Source organism: Nonomuraea sp. NPDC001636 (assembly GCF_040298265.1).
Taxonomy (GTDB): domain Bacteria; phylum Actinomycetota; class Actinomycetes; order Streptosporangiales; family Streptosporangiaceae; genus Nonomuraea.
In genome coordinates this window covers 210,232-229,073 of sequence record NZ_JBEOZT010000011.1, presented here as the reverse complement: position 1 = coordinate 229,073, position 18,842 = coordinate 210,232, and the positions used below count along the sequence as shown (strand labels likewise).

Here is an 18,842-nt window from a genome sequence, read left to right as displayed (position 1 = left end):
GAGTCTTTCCGCGCGGCCACATCACCACGCCTCTTGGCGCGGGGCGGTAGCGGACCTCAGAGCGCTGATCGGGCATGGCTCAGCCCCGATCTTCCTTGCCGAACAGCAGGGTGGCGGTCTTCTCGGCCGCGGCCGTGGCCATCTGGGGGTAGACCGAGGTGTCCACGAAGCTCTGCAACACCGACATGGTCATCGTCCTCCTGTGGCCTCACCTGTGTGAACGGTCTCCCCGGCGGGCCCGCACGAACGCGCCCCCCAACGAAGTCACGGCCCCAGATGGATGTGCGCCGCCCAGTCGAACGGCGTGGGCGCGGCGGCCCGTACCTCCAGCCTGGCCTCGTGCAGCGCTCGCGCCCGGTCGCCCGGCCGGGCGGCGTAGAACGCCTTGGTCATGCGCTGCCCGGCCAGGTGGGAGATCGGCCACAGCGTGCCGACGACGTGCGAGTATCCGGCGAGCTGGAACGCCGAAGCCAGGTGCAGGCCCTCGTCGAGCAGCCCGCCCCCGGCCGCGGCGGTGTCGCAGGCCGACAGGTACGCGGTGGCGCCGGCCCGAACGCGCGCCCGCTCGACCGCCGCCACGGTCAGCCGGCTGCCACCGGCCAGCTCCAGGTAGCCGGCCGACGGATGATCGTCGTCGAGCCTGCCGTGGCAGGCGAAGTGCACCGAACCGTACTCGGGCAGGCGTGCCAGGACGGTCTCGGCGTCCCCGACGAGCAGTTCGCCCTTGCCCGCCAGGCCGGTCAGCTCTTCGCGGAAACCCGGCTCGTCCGCGCCGACGAGCAGCATCCCCTCCGACTGCGAGGCCGCCCTCGACCTGGCGTGCAGGAGGGCCGAGATCGTGGGCGAGTAGGAGGAGATCACCGTCTCCGGCGCGGCACCCGCCGCGTGCAGCGGCAGTCCGGTCAGTACGCCCGACGGCACCCACCACACCCGCTCACCCGGAGTGAGCTCGCCGAGCACGGGACCGACGACAGCGTCCCAGAGCCAGTCGAGCACCTCTTCGAGCCGCTGGTTGACGCTGTGGCGGTCGACCGCGGAGGGATGAGCGGGCAGCGCGCGTAACGCGGTCATCAGCCCGTGCTGCCGATCCCGGGCCTCGTCGTGGTCCAGCGAGGGAAGCGGCACGACCTGGATCCCATCCTTGCGTAAGATCAGCGCGTCGGCCCGCCAGGGCGAGGCGGCGAGCGCCACCACCGGGCCGCCGGCGGCGGCCTCGATGAGGGTGGCGGCGGCAGGCGGCAGGCCGAACCGCTCGAATCCCTCGACCGCACGCACGGCCGACACCGCGCGTTCCCATCGCGCCGCGGGAGCATGCCTGTCGGCTCCGGTCAGATCGGCGGCGGCCAGGTCCCGCCTGGCCGACTCGAGTTCGCTGGCGAGCTCCCCGGGCAGGTCCGCCGGATCGAACCTGGTCTCCATCGCCTGACCCAGCAGGATGCCGCGGGCGGATTCCAGCAAACCGAGCGCCCGGTCCGGATCGCCTGCCATCAGTGCGGCCGCACAGGCGGAGACGGCCAGGCCGTGGGTGTGGTCACGCAGGCGGCGTTCCTGGTCGGTCCTTCCCAGGCGCCGCCCGGCCAGTTCGGGCAGCACCTGGACGGCGCCTTCGTACATGCGCGCGGCCAGCGCCCACTTCCGCGACCCGGCGGCGGCGTCAGCCAGGAGCCTGGCTGCCTTGACGCGCTGTGCGGGCGACGAACCCGGGAAGGCGAGGAGCGCGTCGGTTCTCGCCGCCGCCGCCTGCAGCGCCTTCTCACCCCCGCCGCCGAGCACGACCCGGTCGAGCGCGGCCGCCGTGGCCCCGGCCAGCGCGTCGGCCCGGTTCCGCGAGGTGGCGCCGGGCAGGTCGGCGACGGAGGCGAACAACAACTCCGCGGCCTGATCGCCGTGACGTGCGGCCGTCAAGGCCCGCATCATGCCCAGCGGGGCGGCCATCATCTCGCTCAGGCCCGGATAGGCCGACAGCTCGTGCTCCAGAGCGTTGATCAGCGGACGCGCGTCCTCGTTCGCGTCCAGGGCGTGCAGCAGCCGGCGGAGTGCCGCCTCGAACGGCGTGCCTTCCGTCGTCTCCATGACGGCGCGCAGCACGGGCGCGACGTCGTCGATATCGGTCCTGGCGGGAGCGTCGTCCAGCGAGGTCACGGCCCGCATCAGCGCGGCACCGGGGTCGTCGGCTTCCAGGTCCATGAGCTCGGCCCGCGCGGCGCTGTCGCCGAGCAGCTCGAATCTCCGCCGCAGGGCCTCGGAGAGCAGCGCCGCGCCTTTCGGGTGCCGCCTGGCGGCCGTTATCGTCGCGTCCAGGTACCGCTGGTCGCCCGTCCTCTCGTACCTGGCCCAGTCGATCGTGGCCAGGACCGGGCTGGCTTCGGTGTCGGGGCCGGTCCGCCGGGCGGCGGTCGCCTCGGCGGCCTCGATCGCGGCGTCGTGCCCGGTGGCCCGGTATCGGGTCAGATGGATGATCAGCAGGCGTTCCAGCGCGTCCGTGCCGTCCTGTGGAGATCCGTGGGCGATGACAGCCTCCGCGGCGGCTACCGCTTTCCTGTAGCGCCAGACGCTGCGTGGCCTGGCCAGGAACCGCTCGGTGCGCCGGGTGGCCTCCACAAGATGCGCCACCGCACCACCGGCTTCGTTCTGGGCCGACTTCATGGCTCGCCTCATGACGGAGAAGTCGAACCTGCCCGCGCGGCGCATGGCTATCAGGTCGGCGGTGGCCGTGGTCAGCTCGGACGGCTCGCCTCCGGACTCGTTCACGGCCTGTTCGATGGTCTCTGCGGCCCTGTCGCGCAGCGCCGGGTCGTGCAGGAGGGTGGCCAGGCTGTTGAGCGTGCTCGCCATGCTGGTCAGGGCCTTGGGCCGGGCGTGGTGCCCCTCGGGCATCAGCCGCAGGGCCTGCTCGAAGAGCTCGATCGCCGCCCGCATGCCGTCCACGTCGTCCGTACGGAGCGCCGCGGCCAGGCGCTCCTGACCGGCGGCGAACTCGTCGTATCCCGGCTCGGCCATGTGACCCTCCTCGGCGATCGAATGCCCATGTGACGACGAGATGATCCCTCTGGGTTCGCGCCTTCCAGCGAATGGGACCCGAAAAGGGATATATGGCCTGGCCGAAGGCCCGTGGCAACGGTGAGCCGTGGTATTAACTCGTTCATGAACGCGGAAGAGCTCTCGTTTCGCGAGGATTTCTGCCGGAGCTACAGCGGGCTGGAATCCCTGGCGGCGCAGTCCGGACGGCTGGCAGAAGTGGAGGCGATCAGGAAGGCCATCGTCGATGGCGAACTGGTCGCCGAACGTATCAGCAACTTATATCGATTTATGGGTATAGGTGATCCTTCGTCCACTAGAACGTCGTTAAATACTCTTTTTGCTGGCATTAGTGGGGCCGATCCCGCTGTTTTCGTCTGCCCTGAAGACAGGTGCGGCAGCCGGGTGCGGCCGCGCCCCGGGGAGCGCACGCCGTATTGCGCGATGAGTCAGGCCCCGTTACGCCGGCTGGGGAGCGCACGTTGATCAACCTGCTCCAGGGGATGGCGGGCAAGCTTACCGACCGCTGGCTCAGCGCGATCACCCTGCCCGGCCTCGGCTTTCTCCTCGCGCTGGCCGCCGCGCACCTGCTCGGACACGCCCGCTGGGCCGATCTCGGCCTCCTGCTCGCCCGGCTCGTGTTCGTCTGGTCCGGCGACGCGCCCATGGCCGCCGTACGGATCGCGGCGGGGCTGCTGGCGGCGGCGGGATTCGGCGCGATCGCCGGCGTGCTGGCCAAGGGGCTGCTGCCGGTCTGGCTCGGCGCCGGGCCGCCGTGGCCGTCCGGAATGGCGCGGGCCCGCACCGAGCGCAGGTCGAAGCGCTGGGCCGCCGCAGACCAGGCCACGGAGAAGGCCGTGGGGCCTGATCTGGTCCGCGCCGTCGCCAGGCGCAACCGTCAGGCGCTGGCCGCGCCGGAACGTCCCACCTGGATGGGCACCCAGATCGCCGCCGTGGCCACCCGCACACGCAACGCCTACGGACTCGAACCGGAGGCGGCCTGGCCCAGACTGCTGCTGAGCCTGCCCGCCGAGGTACGGGTCCTGCTGACCGCCGCCTACGCCCGGCTCGACGGCGCGGCCCGCTGCCAGGCGTGGGGGCTGATGCTGCTTCCCGTGGGCGCGTGGTGGTGGCCCGCGCTCGGCGTCGGCGCGGCTCTGGCCGTGATCGGATGGGCGCGCGGCAGGACCGCCACTCGGGCGCTCGCCGACCTGGCCGAGGCCACGATCGACCTGTACGTCGCCGACCTGGTCGACCGGATGACCAAGGAGATCGACCGGGGCCAGGCGCGCGTCGCCGGCGAGCGCATGGGCAAGTTCGCCTACTGACGAGGGCGGCGCGCTGTTCGACGGCAGGGCGGTGAGCGCCAGGCAGCCGTTCGAGGGTGACACAGGTGCTCGCCGTAGTCGCTGGAGGACGATCCAGGCCAGAGCGATCGCGCGTGGGCTGGGACGAAGCCGGTTCGCAGGCTTGTGGCTGATCGTTCAGGGGCGGGTTCAGGGGTAGCTGATCCACTCGAGGAAGAGGGTGTCGTTGTTGCGGATGACGAGCCTCTTCCTGCCGCCTTCGATGCCGTTGGATGACACGCGGCCACTGTTGTCGAAGTCGCCCACCGCGCTGCACTTGATGTCGCCGTGGTCGGAGCCGCCGTATCTCTGGAACACCCAGTAGCGATTCCGGTTCCCCCACTTGACGGTGATGCTCTTCCACATCTCGTCCTGACGGCCGACCCAGGGAACCCACATGGAACCGGTCCATTGACGGCCGGCTGGGACGGTGAAACGGATGTCCTGGTTCTCTCCGTCGTTGATCTGTACGTCGTGCGTTGTCTGGTTCACCACCTCCCTGATGTCGGTCATCTCGTTGATGGTGGGATCGTGCCACTCGGGCCAGGGTCCGGTGCCGCACGGGGAACTGGTCGCCATGGCGCCTGCGGGTGAGGCGGCCGTGAGAAGCGTGCCCGCTGAAACCGCCGCCAGGGAAAGGGTGAGGGTTCGGCGGAATGCCGGCATGTGAGCCCCCTTCGGGCACAGTGAATTTTCTCACCGATGGTAACCGTTCGACTACTCTCCATCCAGAGCTCCGTCCGCAGGCCATGGCCGACGCCTTGGTGGGGAGGGGCGGGTGCCGGTCAGTGCGGGATGGTGTCCCGGTGAGTGGCCAGCCACGCGTCGAACGTCTGCAGCCGCGGGTTGAGTTCACGCAGCAGCTCGAAGTCGATGAGCTCGGCGATGTCGGGCGCGGCCGCGATCAGGTACTGGAGCATGTTGCCGACCTCGCCCGCGCCCGGGAACCCCGCGGCCCGGAGCATGTCGGGGCTGACCGCCTGGTACGTGACGGGCTCCCCGAGCGCCAGGCTCAGCGCGGCGGCGTACTGCGCGCCGGTGAGCACGGCCCCGGCGACGCTCACCCGCCTGCCGGCCATCCCGATCCCCTGGCGGAAGATCCCCAGTGCGGTCCTGCCGACGTCCTCCGCGGCCTGCGCGGCCACCCTCGCCGCGCCGAACCCGAGCGGCAGCACCAGCGCGCCCGTCTCGTCACGCCGGGGCGCGAACATGTCCCGGAACGCCTCGTAGTAGACGTTCGCCTGCAGGAAGGTGGTCGGCACGCCCGACTCCAGGAAGAACCGGTCGGCCTCGGCCTTGCCGTCGGCGTGCGGCACCTTGTACGTGCCCTCGAAGCTCGGCGTCCCGTCGTCCGGACGGAAGTAGCCGCGGGTGTCGGACAGCGTGGACCAGACGAAATGCCGGACACCGGCCTCCCGGCCCGCCCGCGCGGCGTTGCCGGCCTGCTCCCGCTCCTTGGTGGTCGCGGGCCGTGCCCGCTCCTCCTCGGGTGTGCGCTGCTCCCAGAAGTCGGTCACCACGAAGGCGCCGTGCGCGCCGTCGAACGCCCTGCGCAGGCTGCCCGCGTCGTCGAGATCGGCCCGGACGACCTCGGCCCCCAGCGCGGCCAGCTCCCTGGCCCGCGCCGAACCCGGGTCCCGGGTCAGGGCTCGCGCGGCGAACCGTCCGCCGCGGTCGTCGAGGATCGCGCGGACCAGCCCGCCTCCTTGCGCTCCGGTCGCGCCCACCACGGCGATGATCTGCTGCTCGCTCACGGAACCGGTCTCCTCGTGTGTTCAGGTTGATGTGTCAACCCGGCCACCATACAGCGCCAGGTTGATACGTCAAGCAGCCGGTAGGGTGGGCGCCATGGGATGGGAGCAGGACATCGGCGAGGCCGACCGGATGTGGCGCACGTACATCGAAATGGCCAAGCACCTCGGCTCACACCTGCAGCAGCACCTGCAGCGTGAGTGCGACCTGTCCGCGGCCGACTTCGAGGTCCTGGTCCGGCTCACCGAGTCGGAGCGGCGGGAGATGCCCGTCGCGGAGGTGGCCGCCGCGACCCAGTGGGAGAAGAGCCGCCTGTCCCACCAGCTCACCCGGATGGCGCAGCGCGGGCTGGTCGAGCGGGTGGACGCCGACGACCGCCGCTATCCCGACGTGCGGCTCACCGACAAGGGCCGCGCGGCGATCGACAAGGCCGTCCCCGAGCACACCGAGCTGGTGCACGCCCTGTTCATCGACGTGCTGGGTCCCGAGCGGATGGCCGGTTTCGCGCAGGCGTGCGCCGACGTGCTCCGCGCGCTCGACGAGCACCGGGAGCGGGACTGCTCGTTGTGATCACGCTCCGGAGCCAGGGCGTGGCGGGAGAATTCGCCGGGGCGCGTACGGCACTGGCGGGGCCGTTTCCGCGGCCCGGCGAAGGCGTTCGTCATGGGTCGTGATCCGGTGTGGTGATCGGCGGGCGCGATGCCGCCGGTGGAGCGCCGGCGGTCAGCTCGCGATGGCCTTCCAGTTCCAGGTGAGCCCGTAGGACGCGCTCAGCGCCAGCAGACCCGGGCCGACGGCGCCGAGGTTGAGGAAGCGGCCTTGCGCGTCGTACTGGCCCACCGTCGTCAGTTGTGAGGCGTGCCTGTCGGCCGGCGGAGTGCAGAACATGTAGCCGCCGTCATTGGGACGGAATTCGTTCAGCGTGAGCAGGTTGCCGTCGCCGACCGCGGGGTTGGTGGCCGTCGAATTGACATACAGTCCCTTGTGGACCAGGTAATAGCAGTAATAATCCTCGGTCTTGTCGGCGTATATGGGCATGAATTCTTCTGCGGAATCGTCGCTGTCGGGTTCGAGCGCCACCGGCGTGCCCGGTTCCGGATCGGAGTCCTGTACGGTCATGGCCGATCCCGCGCCGGTGACGATCTCATCGACGTCCAGCGCCTCGTTCTCGGCGTCTTGGAGGAACCAGCGCTGGTCGGGATCGAATTCGTCGGCGAGGTCACGACCCACCAGTTCTTCGCCGTCCGCGCGGTCCAGGGCGGTCAACGCCTGGCCGGTGGCCTTGTTCAGCAATATCCAGGTGCCGTCTCCCATGTCGAGCAATCGCCACAGCTGGGAGTCGCCGTCGTCGGTGCCCTGGAGAATCGCCGGCGCGTCGGCGAGTCCGGATTCCTGGCCCAGATAGGTACGTGTGAAGCTGTGCAGGACGCGATAGTGTCCCGGGTCGTCACCGGCGGCCAGGAACCGGAAATTGTGCGCGCTCTGCTCGGACCGGACGAACGTCCTGGTCTTGAGGCGACTGCTGCCGGGCCGCGTCCCCGCGCCCGAAGGGTAGGGGGAGCGGGTGCTGGAGGCGCTTCTGAGGTTCTGCGTTGTTCGCGGAACGGCCTTCGCCTGCCGCGCCGGTTGGGACGTTGTGCACCGCGGGTCCTCGGTGAGATAGGAGAAGTCGTATTCGACGGGAAGGTGGTCCGACATTTCGAAGTCGGTCATCGGCGTTCCGAACCCGTACCCCCTGTAGAGCGCCGGGGTGACGCCGTTCTGGGTGACGGCGTAGTCGATGGTGCGTCCCGAGACGGGCCGGGTGGGCCCGCTGGAGGGCAGTGCGTCGAACTGAGGGGCGTCGCCGCCGAGGGCGTTCAGCAGTCCCGCCTGCCCGTAGACCTCCATGTTGTAGTCGCCGAGGACCACCCAGCGCAGCGGTTGCCCGTTCGGGCCGGCGTTCTCCATACGACTCTTGATGTTCCTCAGCATCGTGACGTTGTCCGTGCCGCCTGCCGCGGCCCCGTGCCAGGTGAAGTAGACGACCCCGCAATAGTTGACGCCGAGCGCGGGACGGGACTTGCCCTCGTGAACGCCGTTCCGGGTCGCTCCGGGGACGACGAATATCTCGTCCCTCCGGACACTTCGCCGCGTCCAGACGGCCAGATTGATCTTCTCCGGGTTGCCGGAACCGGTGTCGACGTTCGTGTTCAGCCAGTAGAGGAAACCTCCGCCGCGGCCTCCACTGGTTCGGCTGAGCCAGATCTCCTCGACGGGAGGCGCGTTCGTGCTGCCGTCGCGCATCCTCTTGACGTAGTCGGCCTGCGCGATCGTGTCCTTGCCCCAAGAGTGCCGGTCGGCGGGATAGCCGGTCTCCTGCAGGGCCAGGATGTCGTTCTCCCTGGGAGGACTCTCCTGGGTGTGCAAGGCGGGCAGCGCGGTCGCGTACCTGTCGCCCTGTTGCGGCGAGGACGCGCCGGCCATGTTCCAGGTGGCCGCCTTGATCTCGACGAGCCTCGGGTCACGTGGGGGAAGCTCGCCGCCGGTGTCGCGGAGGAACAGCGACTGCCGGTGTCCCACGTCGAGGGCGGCCACTCCGTTGCCCTGGTAGTTCAGGGTCTCCCGTCCGGTCCAGTCCGTGATCGCCTGCCCGTTCTGGCTCAGGGGCAGGAACGCGCGTGGGTCGGAGCCGTCCGATCCGAACTGGAAAGCGGTGCCGGCCTGGGCGCCGTACGGCCTGTACGGCTCGAACGGGCCGCCGGCGGTGGTCTGCTTGCTCAGCGTGTTGTCGTAGAAGACGTTCTGCGGCCCGGAGGAGCCGGCCCACTTGCCCGCCTTGGGCCCGGCCGCCCACCAGATCGGGTACCAGGTGCCCGCGTCCATCTCGCCGCCCTCGCCACCGCAGTTGGCGGAGCAACTGGCCGAGCGGTGCTCGTAGGGGACTCGCACCGTGTTCTGCTCGAACAGGTTGTCGTGCTCCCAGCCGCCGTGCAGGTTCAGGTCGGAGTCGAGGTCGTTGCGGAAGGCGACGTTGCCGCCCGCCGACCACTGGAAGGTGAAGTGGCGCAGGTTGCGGCTGAGGTTGTGCGCCCACAACGAGTCCCACACGCGGCTGCCGCGCAGGTAGCCGTTGCCGCCCTTGCCCTTGTTCCAGGCGCCGTCGAAGCTGTTGCGCTCGATCTGCAGGTTGCGCGCCACCTCGGTGACGATCGGGTGTGAGCCGGTCATCGTGGCCCTGAGCCCGCGCGCCCAGCTGTTGGCCGCCCACTTGAAGACGATGCCGTGCATGGCGTACTCGGGCGCCAGGTTGCCGTAGTTGTGCACGGCCTGCTCGGGAGTGAGCGAGTACGTCTCCTGTCCGCCGATCTTCGGCAGGCCGTTCATGTCCTGGGTGAAGGAGAAGTCCTCGAACCCGACGCCCTCGACCACCTTCAGCGGCGTGACCTTGCTGGCGTACGGGGTGCCGTTGCCGTTCAGCGGTTCGGAGCCGTCCGATTCGGAGTTCACCGGCAGGTCCCACCTCAGCGGCCGGTCCAGCGTGATCGTCTTGGCCGTGGCGTCCATGCGGCTGAGCCGGAACATCTCCTGCCGCATGTGGAGCGACTCGATCATGCTCTGCTCGGTGATGCCCTGCTGCGCGTAGAACTTCCTGCTGTTGGCCGCGCCCACCCAGACATAGCCGCCCGGCCTGAACCTGGTCATGTCGGCCTTCGCGTCCAGGCGCACGACCGTGCCTCCCGCTCGTGCCGAGAAGCCCGGGTCATCGGCCGCGGCGGCCACCTTGAAGCCGGCGGCCCAGTGCTGGTTGACGCTGCCCTCGTAGAGGTCCTTGCGCATGGGCAGGCTGGAGGCCAGCTCCCAGTCGTCCTTGTACCGGGTCGCCACCTCCCGGGTCTGGACGCGGAACATGCCACGCCCGGGCCAGATCCAGCCGCCGTTGCCGATGTCGGGAGCGGTGCCGGCGATCATGCTCTCCTGGTCCCACCGGCCGTTGATCACCTGGTCGTAGCGGGTCTGGAGGCCGGGCCTGAACACCAGCCGGGTGCCGCCGTCGCCGGAGCCCTTGCCCCGTACGATCAGAAATCCGGCGTCTACGTAGATCTGCCGGGTGATGTCGATGCGGCCTGCCGGTAACTCGATGAGCGAGAGCCGGTCGAAGTTGGCGTTCGGTGAGCAGTCGCTCTTGACGTGGTCGATCGCCTTCTGCAGTCCGGCGGTGTCGTCGGTCCCGTCGTCCGCCGTCACCCCGTAGGAGGAGGCGAGCTTCTCCGGCGAGATACGGCAGGAGGCGTCGTCGGTCAGATCCGCATCGCCCTCAGGCAGCTCCTGGCCGCCCCGGTACCCGGCGCGGGACCAGTCCGGCAGTCCGGCCGGCGGGGCCGTGCGGTTGTCGTGACTCAGGTCAGGGCCGGACGCTCCAGGCCCGGCCCCCGGCGGATCCTCCGCCGTGGCAGGTGCGGTCACGGACGCCGGGGAGGCGGACGCCCCCCACGCCGCCGGGGTGTTGCCCGGTGACGACAACGAGAGCAGCAGGACGCCCACCATGGCCGCCGCTGGTCGGACCATTCTCACGTGATCTCTCCGAGAAGGACGCGGACGCCGGGATCCGGCGCCGGTGACGATGACGTCGTGCGGCTGGGCGTTCGCCGGCTTCACCACTGCGGGGCCGACGGCGTGGGCATCGCCGCGAAGTCGTAGACCTTCTTCCACAGCACGCCGCTCTTGCCGCCGGCCGTACCGTTGATGACGTAGTAGAGATCGGTGCCGGCCACCACGGCCAGCGGGGTTCTGCCGGGGGAGAGCGCGAAGCTGTTCTCCTCGTAGTAGCCGCTCCACCCGCCGTCGCGCGAGATCATGTAGCTGCCGATGGTGTTGTCACGGTCCTCGGTGATGGTGATGACGCCGTAGCCGCTCCGGGAGAGCGCGACGGACGGGCCGTTCCTCGTGTAGCCCGGGGTGCCTGTCGCGTAGACCCGGAACGGATTCGTCCAGGTGCCGGTCCCGTACCGCTGCCGCGACATGTACACGTAGTTGTCGGTGCCCGTGAAGGCGAGCACGACCTGGTTCCAGGGAGCGGGGTCGCCGTTGGCGCCAACCTGGGCAGCCAGCCCCGGCGCGTCCTTGCTCCGCGCGCCCGGCACGACGCCGGGTGAGCTGTAGGTGCCGGTGTCGCCGTTGTAGTACATCGTCCAGATGTCGTCGGTGGACTGGCTGTTCCAGGCGAGCATGAAGGAGTTGCCGGGGAGCGCGGCAGCCGCCACGGGCTCGGTGTCGGTGGTGCGCGTGTCGTTGGGGATCCTGGTCCAGCTGGGCAGGGTGGCGGGCAGCTGGTAGCTCGGGGTGAGCTGGACGCGGTGCTGGTAGACGTGGCCCTCGGTGCCGGTGTGGAAGATCCGGAAGTTGCCGCGGCCCCCGTCGTCGGTCCAGATCACCCGCGGAGGCGTCCAGGTCTGCGCGTTGGGCAGCGAGTACGCGGGCCCGTTGTTCAACGAGATCCAGATGGAGTCGTTGTCCGCGCCGCGCCAGGCGTGCAGGACGTTGCCGCGGTCGTCGCGCGCCTCTCCCGGCGTGGACCTGCTGGTGATCTGCCCGCCGGCGTAGGTCACCGGCTGCCAGTCGGACCCCTCACCGGGGAAGCCCCAGGAGCTGATCGAGGCGCCGCCGTCGTCGGCCGAGGCCGGCGCCGTCATTCCACCGGCGGAGGCGATCAGCGCCACGGCCGCGATGAACAACCTCTTCTTGACGAACATCTCTTCTCCCGCGTCGTCTCTCGAATCGACGGCCGTCGCGCCGTTGGCCCGGCGGTGACTCATGGACCGTCGTTACAGAGACAAGGTGCGGCTGGCCGCTCGTGACATGACACTCGTCACATCAGGCGGCGGGCCGCGGATCCTCAGGCCGTGAGCGCCGCGCCTTCGAGCAGCGTGGTGCGGATCTGCTTGCGTGACGAGATGCCGAGCTTCGCGAAGACCTTGCGCAGGTGCCATTCGACGGTGTGCGGGCTGATGAAGAGCTGAGCGCCGATCTCGGGGTTCGTCAGCCCGTCGCCGGCCAGGCGCGCTATCTGCGCCTCCTGAGCGGTGAGAGTGGCGCGGGCCTCGACGGTGCGCCTGCGTACCGTCTCACCGGTGGCCTGGAGCTCGCGCCGGGCGCGTTCCGCGAACGCCTCGGCCCCCATGTCGCCGAGCAGCTCGTACGCGATGCCCAGCTGCTCGCGTGCGTCGAGACGGCGGTTCTCCCGGCGCAGCCACTCGCCGTAGAGCAGCCGGGTGCGGGCGAGCGTCGTGCGGACCTCGGTGCGGCCGAGCCGCTCGATCGCCTCGCGGTAGAGAACGTCGGCGTCCGCTCCGTCGCTCACCTGGGCCCGTACGCACGCCGAGGTCCCGAGGGCCCAGTCGGTGCCGCTGGCTCGGGCCATCTCGTCGAGTCGCCAGGCGACCTCGGCCGCGCGGGCGGGCCGGCCGCTCCGGACGGCGGCCTCGACGAGTTCGACCGTGGACCTGATGGCCGTCCCGCCGAGCTCCTGCGGGTGCTCGAAGGCTCGCTCGGCGGCGACGTACGCCTCCTCGTACCGGCCGAGGCCGTTGCAGAGCACCGCGCTCGCCCATTGGGTGGCGGTCACCACCTTGCCTTCCCCCTGAATGGCCGGGTCCCGCGCGATCGCTGCGCTCACCTGACGGGTCGCGGCCTCTCGTCCTCTCCACGGTTCGAGGATCAGGGCCGCGTACTGGGCCAGGTAGCGGCTGCCCGTCACCTCGCCGATCGTCACCGCCTCGGCGACCAGCGCGTCGGCCAGGGCGAACTCACCGGCGAGGACCCTGTTCGACACGAGCATGTGGAGGGCTGAGGGCAGCACCGACAGTGCGCCCGCCTCCCGTGCCAGCTCGACCAGTCTCGCGGAGAGCACCGACCAACTGTCGAAGTCCCAGACGTTATGGGCCATCCGGGACGCGAACGGCAGCCAGCCAAGGCCCTGTTCCCTGGAGACCCCTTCGGCGCGGAAGGACTCCAGGGCCCGCAGCACCATCGGCACGCCCGCGGCGGAACCCTCGGTGAGCGCCACGCCCACGCCGTTCAGCAGCAGGTCGTTGTGCTCCGGCGGCGGCCCCGGCGGTGCGGCGAGCAGCGCCTCGGCGATGTCCGCCACCTGGGCGCCGCTCGGCAGCCGGCCCGCGTTCATGGCCGCGTTCAACGTGTCGCGGTAGGTCTCGCGGGCCAGCCCGGCGTCCAGCGGCGCCAGGCGCTCACCGGCTCTGAGCAGCAGCGGGAAGGCCGAACCGGCGCTCCTGGAGGCGAACGCGATCTGGCCGCGCAGCAGGTCGGCCTGGGCGAGTTCGCGTTCGTCCAGGGTGCTGAGTTCGGCTGCGTCCAGCAGTTCGAGCGCGGCGTCGTACCCGCCGGCCTGGTATTTGGCCCGTGCCGCCGCCAAGGCCCTGGCGCCGCGGCGCGCGGGATCGGGGGTCAGCTCGGCTGCCCGCTCGTGGAACGCCGCCGCCGCGGCGACTCCGCCGCGCGCCTGCGCCCGGTCGGCCGAGCGCTCCAACTCGGCGGCCACCGTCTCGTCGGGGCCGGCCGTCGCGTTGGCGAGGTGCCACGCCCGGCGATCGGGGTCCGCTCGGGGATCGGTCGCGTCGGCCAGCGCCCGGTGGACGTCCTGCCGGTCCTGCGGGGACGCGACGCGGTAGGCCGCCGAGCGCATGAGGGGATGACGGAAACGCACCCGCGTACCGATGGCGATCAGCCCCGCCGCCTCGGCCGGTGACGCGGCGGACACCTCGATGCCCAGCAACTCCGCCGCGCGAGTCAGCAGGGTCACATCCCCGACCGGCTCGGCCGCCGCGACGAGCAGCAGCCGCTGTGTCTCGGCCGGCAACGCCCGGACCCGCCGCAGGAAGCCCTGCTCGATCTGACTGGCCAGCGGTCGCGCGTCGGGCCGCCCGAATCCACCCGCCAGCTCGGCCGGCGCCAGCCCCCGGGGCAGTTCGAGCAGGGCCAGCGGGTTGCCCTGCGTCTCGACGACGATCCGGTCCCGGACCTGCTCGTCGAGTCGTCCAGGAGTCACGGAGTCCAGCAGGGCGCGGGCGTCGCTGTCGCTCAACCGTCCCACGTCGAGCTGGGGCAGCCCCTTCAGCTCCGGTCCGAGGTGGTGCTCGCGCACCGCGAAGACCAGCCCGATCGGCTCCGCGAGCAGGCGCCGCGCGACGAAGGCGAGGGTCTGCGCGGAGACCTGGTCGAGCCACTGGGCGTCATCGACGAGGCAGACCAGCGGCCCTTTCTCGGCTACGTCGGCGAGCAGGCTGAGCACCGCGAGCCCGACCAGGAAGCGGTCCGGAGGAGTTCCCGTGCTCAGGCCGAACGCCGTCCCGAGCGCGTCGCGTTGCGGGCCCGGCAGGCGACCCAGATGCTCCAGGAACGGGGAGCACAGCTGATGCAGCCCGCCGAAGGCCAGCTCCATCTCGGATTCCACGCCGGTCGCTCTGCTGATCCGGCAGCCGGACGCGCTGTCGCGCGCGTACTCCAGCAGCGCCGTCTTGCCGATGCCGGCCTCGCCGCGCAGAACCAGGACCGAGCTGTGGCCGTCCTGCACCGTCGCCACGAGCTGATCCAGCGTCTCGCACTCCAGCTGCCGCCCGCGAAGTCGCGACCCGGGACCTCTGCTTGCCATGGCACTGCCCCCGACGATCATCTGTTCGTTGCCCCACGACCGCTGAACATGGGGAGAAACCGGCGCTACATCTTAGATGGAGACGTAACCTACCGTTCTGCCATTAAGCCCAGCAATCTGCTGGTGACACCGGCCGCCGGGGGTGAGCCGGGCGGTCGCGGAGCATCCCCCTGTCCGAGGCGTCTCCGCTGACCCGACGCCCCCCACGGTGCGGGCCAGGGTACCGACCACGGTGTTCCCAGGGCGCGATGGAGCGGCACGGGCAGCGACCGTGATCGCAGTGGCATCACCGGATGCCAGCTGTCGAACGGAGCCGCCATCGTGACCATGAGCCTGTTGGAGTCGTACGAAGACCACGCGGAGCAGACCCACGACCGGTCGATCACACAGGGGGACGGGGACGATTCGGCGTTCGTCAGCGCCGCGCCCCGGCTCCTCACGATCGGTCTGCGCGTCCTGCAGGACGTGGGCGAAGCCGAGGACGTGGTGCAGGAGACGTGGTTGCGTTGGGCCCGTGCCGATCGGTCGGTCGTCATCAGCCCGCCGGCGTTCCTCGCGCTGACCACCACAAGGCTCGCCATCAATGTCGCCCAGTCCGCCCGCAGGCGCCGAGAGACCTCCGCCGGCACCTGGCTCCCCGAGACGGCGGACCTCTCCGCCGGGCCCGAGACGGCGGCCGAACGACGAGAGGCGGTCGACACTGCGATCCGGCTGCTGCTGGAGAGGCTGACACCCGCCGAACGGGCCGTCTATCTCCTGCGCACGGCCTTCGACTACCCCTACCGCCAGCTCTCCGAGCTCCTCCATCTCGGCGAAGACCATGCGCGGCAACTCCTGCGACGCGCCCGCAACCACCTCGCCACCGGGCGACGCCACCAGGTGAGCACCACCGCGCACCGGCGCCTCGTGCGGACGTTCGTCGCCGCCGCCCAGTCCGGCGACCTCGCCGAGCTGGAAGAAGTGCTCGCCGCCGACATCGTCCGCTGAGTTCGATCGCTGTTGCGGCGATCTGTCACAGATCCAGACGCCGTCCGGTCTTTCGGGGTGAATCGGACGCCGAAAGAGCGACAGGAGCGTGAGCGTGCCCCCGACCATGACCACCATCCGGATCCGGGTCAGGATGAGCTCACGGCCCGTCGACGAGCCGCATCGCGCGTCGAGCCAGCTCGAACTCCTCTTCGATCTCACCTTCGTGGTCGCGGTCGCGGCCGTCACGGCGCAGTTCGCGCACGTCATCGCCGAAGGTCATGGCCTGACCGGGCTGGTCCCGTTCCTCCAGGTGTTCTTCGCCATCTGGTGGGCGTGGATGAACTTCACCTGGTTCGCCTCGTCGTACGACACCGACGACATTCCCTACCGGCTGCTGACCATGGTGCAGATGGCGGGGGTGCTGGTCCTCGCCGTCGGCGTGCCCGCCGCGGCCGGCCACTCCGATTACGGGATCATCACCCTGGGCTACCTCATCATGAGGATCGGGCTCGTCGCCCAATGGCTGAGGGCCGCGTTCGAAGATCCAGCGAGCCGCCGTACGGGGCTCCGCTACGCCGCGGGCATCGGTCTGGTCGAGCTGGGCTGGTTGCTCCGGCTCGCTCTCCTGGACGCCGGCCTCCTGCCGGCCTCACTCCAGCTGCTGTTCTTCGCCTGCCTGGTCGTCCTGGAGCTGGCGGTGCCGTGGTGGGCGGAGCGGGCCAGGGCGACCACCTGGCACCCGCGGCACATCGCCGAGCGCTACGGCCTGTTCACGATCATTCTGCTGGGCGAGAGCGTCCTGGCCGCGAGCAGAGGGGTTGAAGGGGCGCTCGAAGCGGCTCCCCTCGTCGTCATCGCCGGATCCGGTCTCGTCCTGCTGTTCGCTCTGTGGTGGCTGTACTTCCTGGTCGAGGCGGGGGAGGGGCTCAGCGAGCGGCGTCACCGGTCGTACTGGTGGGGGTACGGCCACTTCGGCGTCTTCGCCGCGCTGGCGGCTCTCGGCGCCGGGCTGGAGGTGGCGGTGGAGCAGAGCGGGCGCCAGGTGGCGGCATCGCCGACGGCGATCGGCTACGCGGTCGCCGTCCCGGTCGGGGTGTATCTCATCCTGCTCCGGACGGTGCATGCGCTGGTCGACGCGGACTCCGCCGTCCCCCGCGCTGCCGTGGCGGGGTGCGTCGGCGCCGTCGTGTCGTCGCCGCTCGCGGCGCCGTGGATCGGGGTGGCCGCCGTGGTCGCGCTGATCGCGGCCGCCTGCGTCGCGCTGGTCGCCGTCGCCATCTGGGCGGCACGTAGCTGAAGGAGCATCATGTACGCGTCAGAGAACAGAGTCGCCACGTCCGTCCTGGTCATCGGGACGGGAGGGGCCGGGCTGCGAGCGGCCGTCGAACTCGCCGAGCGCGGGGTGGACGTCCTCGCGGTCGGCAAACGTCCGAAGGCGGACGCACACACCGCGCTCGCGGCAGGCGGCATCAACGCGGCCCTCGCCACGATGGACCCCGAGGACACCTGGCAGCAGCACGCGGCCGACACTCTCAAGGAGAGTTACCTGCTGGCCGACCCCGAGACGGTGCGCATCGTCACCGAGGGGGCCGCGCGTGGCATCGAGGACCTCGTGCGGTACGGCATGCCGTTCGCCCGCGAGCAGGACGGGCGGATCTCCCAGCGCTTCTTCGGCGCCCACACCTTCCGGCGCACCTCGTACGCGGGGGACTACACCGGACTGGAGATCCAGCGCACGCTGATCAACCGGGCGGACCAGCTCGACGTCCGCGTCCTCGACACGGTGTACATCACCCGGATTCTCGTGCGCGACAACGCGGTCTTCGGCGCGTACGGGTTCGACCTGACCGACGGCAGCCGCTACGTCATCCATGCCGATGCGGTGATCCTGGCCGCGGGCGGCCACACCCGGATCTGGCGGCGCACCTCGTCCCGGCGCGACGAGAACACCGGCGACTCCTTCCGCCTGGCCGTCCTGGCCGGCTGCCGCATCCGCGACCCCGAGCTGGTGCAGTTCCACCCCTCTGGTCTCATCGCGCCGGAGAACGCGGCGGGCACGCTCGTCTCCGAGGCGGCACGGGGCGAGGGCGGGGTCCTGCGCAACCGGCTCGGCGAGCGGTTCATGTCCCGGTATGACCCGGAGCGGATGGAGTTGTCCACGCGCGATCGGGTCGCGCTGGCCGCGTACACAGAGATCAAGGAAGGTCGCGGCACCCCGGACGGCGGCGTGTGGCTGGACGTGTCGCACCTGCCGCGCGAGACGATCATGACGCGGCTGCCTCGCGTCTACCAGACGCTCCTGGAGCTGCAGATGCTCGACATCACCAAGGAGCCGATCGAGGTCGCGCCGACCGCGCACTACTCGATGGGCGGCGTCTGGGTACGTCCCGAGGACCACGGCACGGACGTCGACGGCCTGTACGCGATCGGGGAGGCGGCCAGCGGCCTGCACGGCGCCAACCGCCTGGGCGGCAACTCCCTCATCGAGCTCCTCGTCTTCGGCCGCATCGTCGGCCGGGCGGCGGCGGAGTATTCCGCGGGTCTCGGCGCGCAGCGCCGCTCCGCCGAGGCGCTCGCCGCGGCGCGGGAGGAAGTGGACGAGCTCCTGTCCGCCGACGGCCCGGAGAACGTGCGGTCGCTGCAGCGAGCGCTCCGCGACATCATGACGGAGCACGCCGGAGTGGTACGCGACGAGGGCGGCCTGCGAAAGGGCCTCGCCGAGCTGGCCGCGGTCGAGGCGCGCATCGGCGGGCTGGGCGTGCACCCGGACATCGCAGGCTTCCAGGACCTGGCCCACGCCTTCGACCTGAAGTCCGCGGCGCTCGCCGCGCGCGCGACCATCGAAACCGCGATCGAGCGCCGCGAGACCCGCGGCTGCCACAACCGCTCCGACTACCCGGAACTCGACCCCGCACTGCAGGTCAACCTCGTGTGGTCCGGCCCCGGATCGGTGGAGCGGGAGGGCATCCCGCCGATTCCCGCCGAGATCGCGGCCCTCATGCGCGAGGTCTCAACCGCGGGAAAGCTCGTCGAATAGCCGGATCTTGTCACAAACGCCGAGGCTGCCCTGTCTTAGCTGGCGATCGGACCACAGGGGCGCGGCGGGCCGG

12 protein-coding genes are annotated in these 18,842 nt (G+C 70.6%); 6 read left to right on the top strand and 6 right to left on the bottom strand.

The window, feature by feature from the left end; translation table 11 throughout:
* Positions 1-264 precede the first annotated feature (264 nt).
* Entirely contained in the window at positions 265-3,000 is a 2,736-nt protein-coding gene (locus tag ABT158_RS22575; RefSeq protein WP_352356261.1) for a CHAT domain-containing protein, read from the bottom strand.
* A gap of 144 nt (positions 3,001-3,144) precedes the next feature.
* On the opposite strand from ABT158_RS22575, the gene ABT158_RS22570 reads away from it, so the two are divergent.
* On the top strand, positions 3,145-3,504 hold the full coding sequence (locus tag ABT158_RS22570; protein ID WP_352356259.1) for a hypothetical protein: 360 nt from the start codon (positions 3,145-3,147) through the stop codon (positions 3,502-3,504).
* A complete protein-coding gene (locus tag ABT158_RS22565) occupies positions 3,501-4,346 on the top strand; it encodes a hypothetical protein (protein ID WP_352356257.1) in 846 nt (281 codons plus the stop codon). The genes ABT158_RS22570 and ABT158_RS22565 overlap by 4 nt, the downstream gene beginning before the upstream one ends.
* Positions 4,347-4,514: 168 nt before the next feature.
* Here the strand turns inward: ABT158_RS22565 and ABT158_RS22560 are convergent, their stop codons facing one another.
* Both ABT158_RS22560 and ABT158_RS22555 read right to left on the bottom strand, forming a co-directional pair.
* Positions 4,515-5,030, bottom strand: coding sequence for a hypothetical protein (locus ABT158_RS22560; RefSeq protein WP_352356255.1), 516 nt, complete (start codon positions 5,028-5,030; stop codon positions 4,515-4,517).
* A gap of 119 nt (positions 5,031-5,149) precedes the next feature.
* Positions 5,150-6,118, bottom strand: coding sequence for an NmrA/HSCARG family protein (locus tag ABT158_RS22555; protein WP_352356253.1), 969 nt, complete (start codon positions 6,116-6,118; stop codon positions 5,150-5,152).
* A gap of 94 nt (positions 6,119-6,212) precedes the next feature.
* Between ABT158_RS22555 and ABT158_RS22550 the strand changes: the two genes are divergently transcribed.
* Positions 6,213-6,686, top strand: a complete 474-nt coding sequence (locus ABT158_RS22550) for a MarR family winged helix-turn-helix transcriptional regulator (protein WP_352356251.1) — start codon at positions 6,213-6,215, stop codon at positions 6,684-6,686.
* A 153-nt stretch (positions 6,687-6,839) separates the two neighbouring features.
* Here the strand turns inward: ABT158_RS22550 and ABT158_RS22545 are convergent, their stop codons facing one another.
* The 3 genes from ABT158_RS22545 to ABT158_RS22535 all read right to left on the bottom strand — a co-directional run bounded on the left by ABT158_RS22545 (position 6,840) and on the right by ABT158_RS22535 (position 14,763).
* Positions 6,840-10,664: an RICIN domain-containing protein gene (locus ABT158_RS22545; protein WP_352356249.1), complete on the bottom strand. Its 3,825-nt coding sequence runs from the start codon at positions 10,662-10,664 to the stop codon at positions 6,840-6,842.
* A gap of 86 nt (positions 10,665-10,750) precedes the next feature.
* A complete protein-coding gene (locus ABT158_RS22540; RefSeq protein WP_352356247.1) occupies positions 10,751-11,848 on the bottom strand; it encodes a hypothetical protein in 1,098 nt (365 codons plus the stop codon).
* 143 nt (positions 11,849-11,991) lie between these two features.
* Positions 11,992-14,763: an ATP-binding protein gene (locus ABT158_RS22535; RefSeq protein WP_352356245.1), complete on the bottom strand. Its 2,772-nt coding sequence runs from the start codon at positions 14,761-14,763 to the stop codon at positions 11,992-11,994.
* 327 nt (positions 14,764-15,090) lie between these two features.
* Between ABT158_RS22535 and ABT158_RS22530 the strand changes: the two genes are divergently transcribed.
* From ABT158_RS22530 to ABT158_RS22520, 3 genes are all read left to right on the top strand, one after another.
* Positions 15,091-15,750, top strand: coding sequence for a sigma-70 family RNA polymerase sigma factor (locus tag ABT158_RS22530; RefSeq protein WP_352356287.1), 660 nt, complete (start codon positions 15,091-15,093; stop codon positions 15,748-15,750).
* A gap of 94 nt (positions 15,751-15,844) precedes the next feature.
* Positions 15,845-17,029: a low temperature requirement protein A gene (locus tag ABT158_RS22525; RefSeq protein ID WP_352356243.1), complete on the top strand. Its 1,185-nt coding sequence runs from the start codon at positions 15,845-15,847 to the stop codon at positions 17,027-17,029.
* A 9-nt stretch (positions 17,030-17,038) separates the two neighbouring features.
* Positions 17,039-18,769 (top strand): L-aspartate oxidase, encoded by a 1,731-nt coding sequence (locus tag ABT158_RS22520; protein WP_352356241.1) that lies wholly within the window; start codon positions 17,039-17,041, stop codon positions 18,767-18,769.
* Positions 18,770-18,842: the final 73 nt, after the last annotated feature.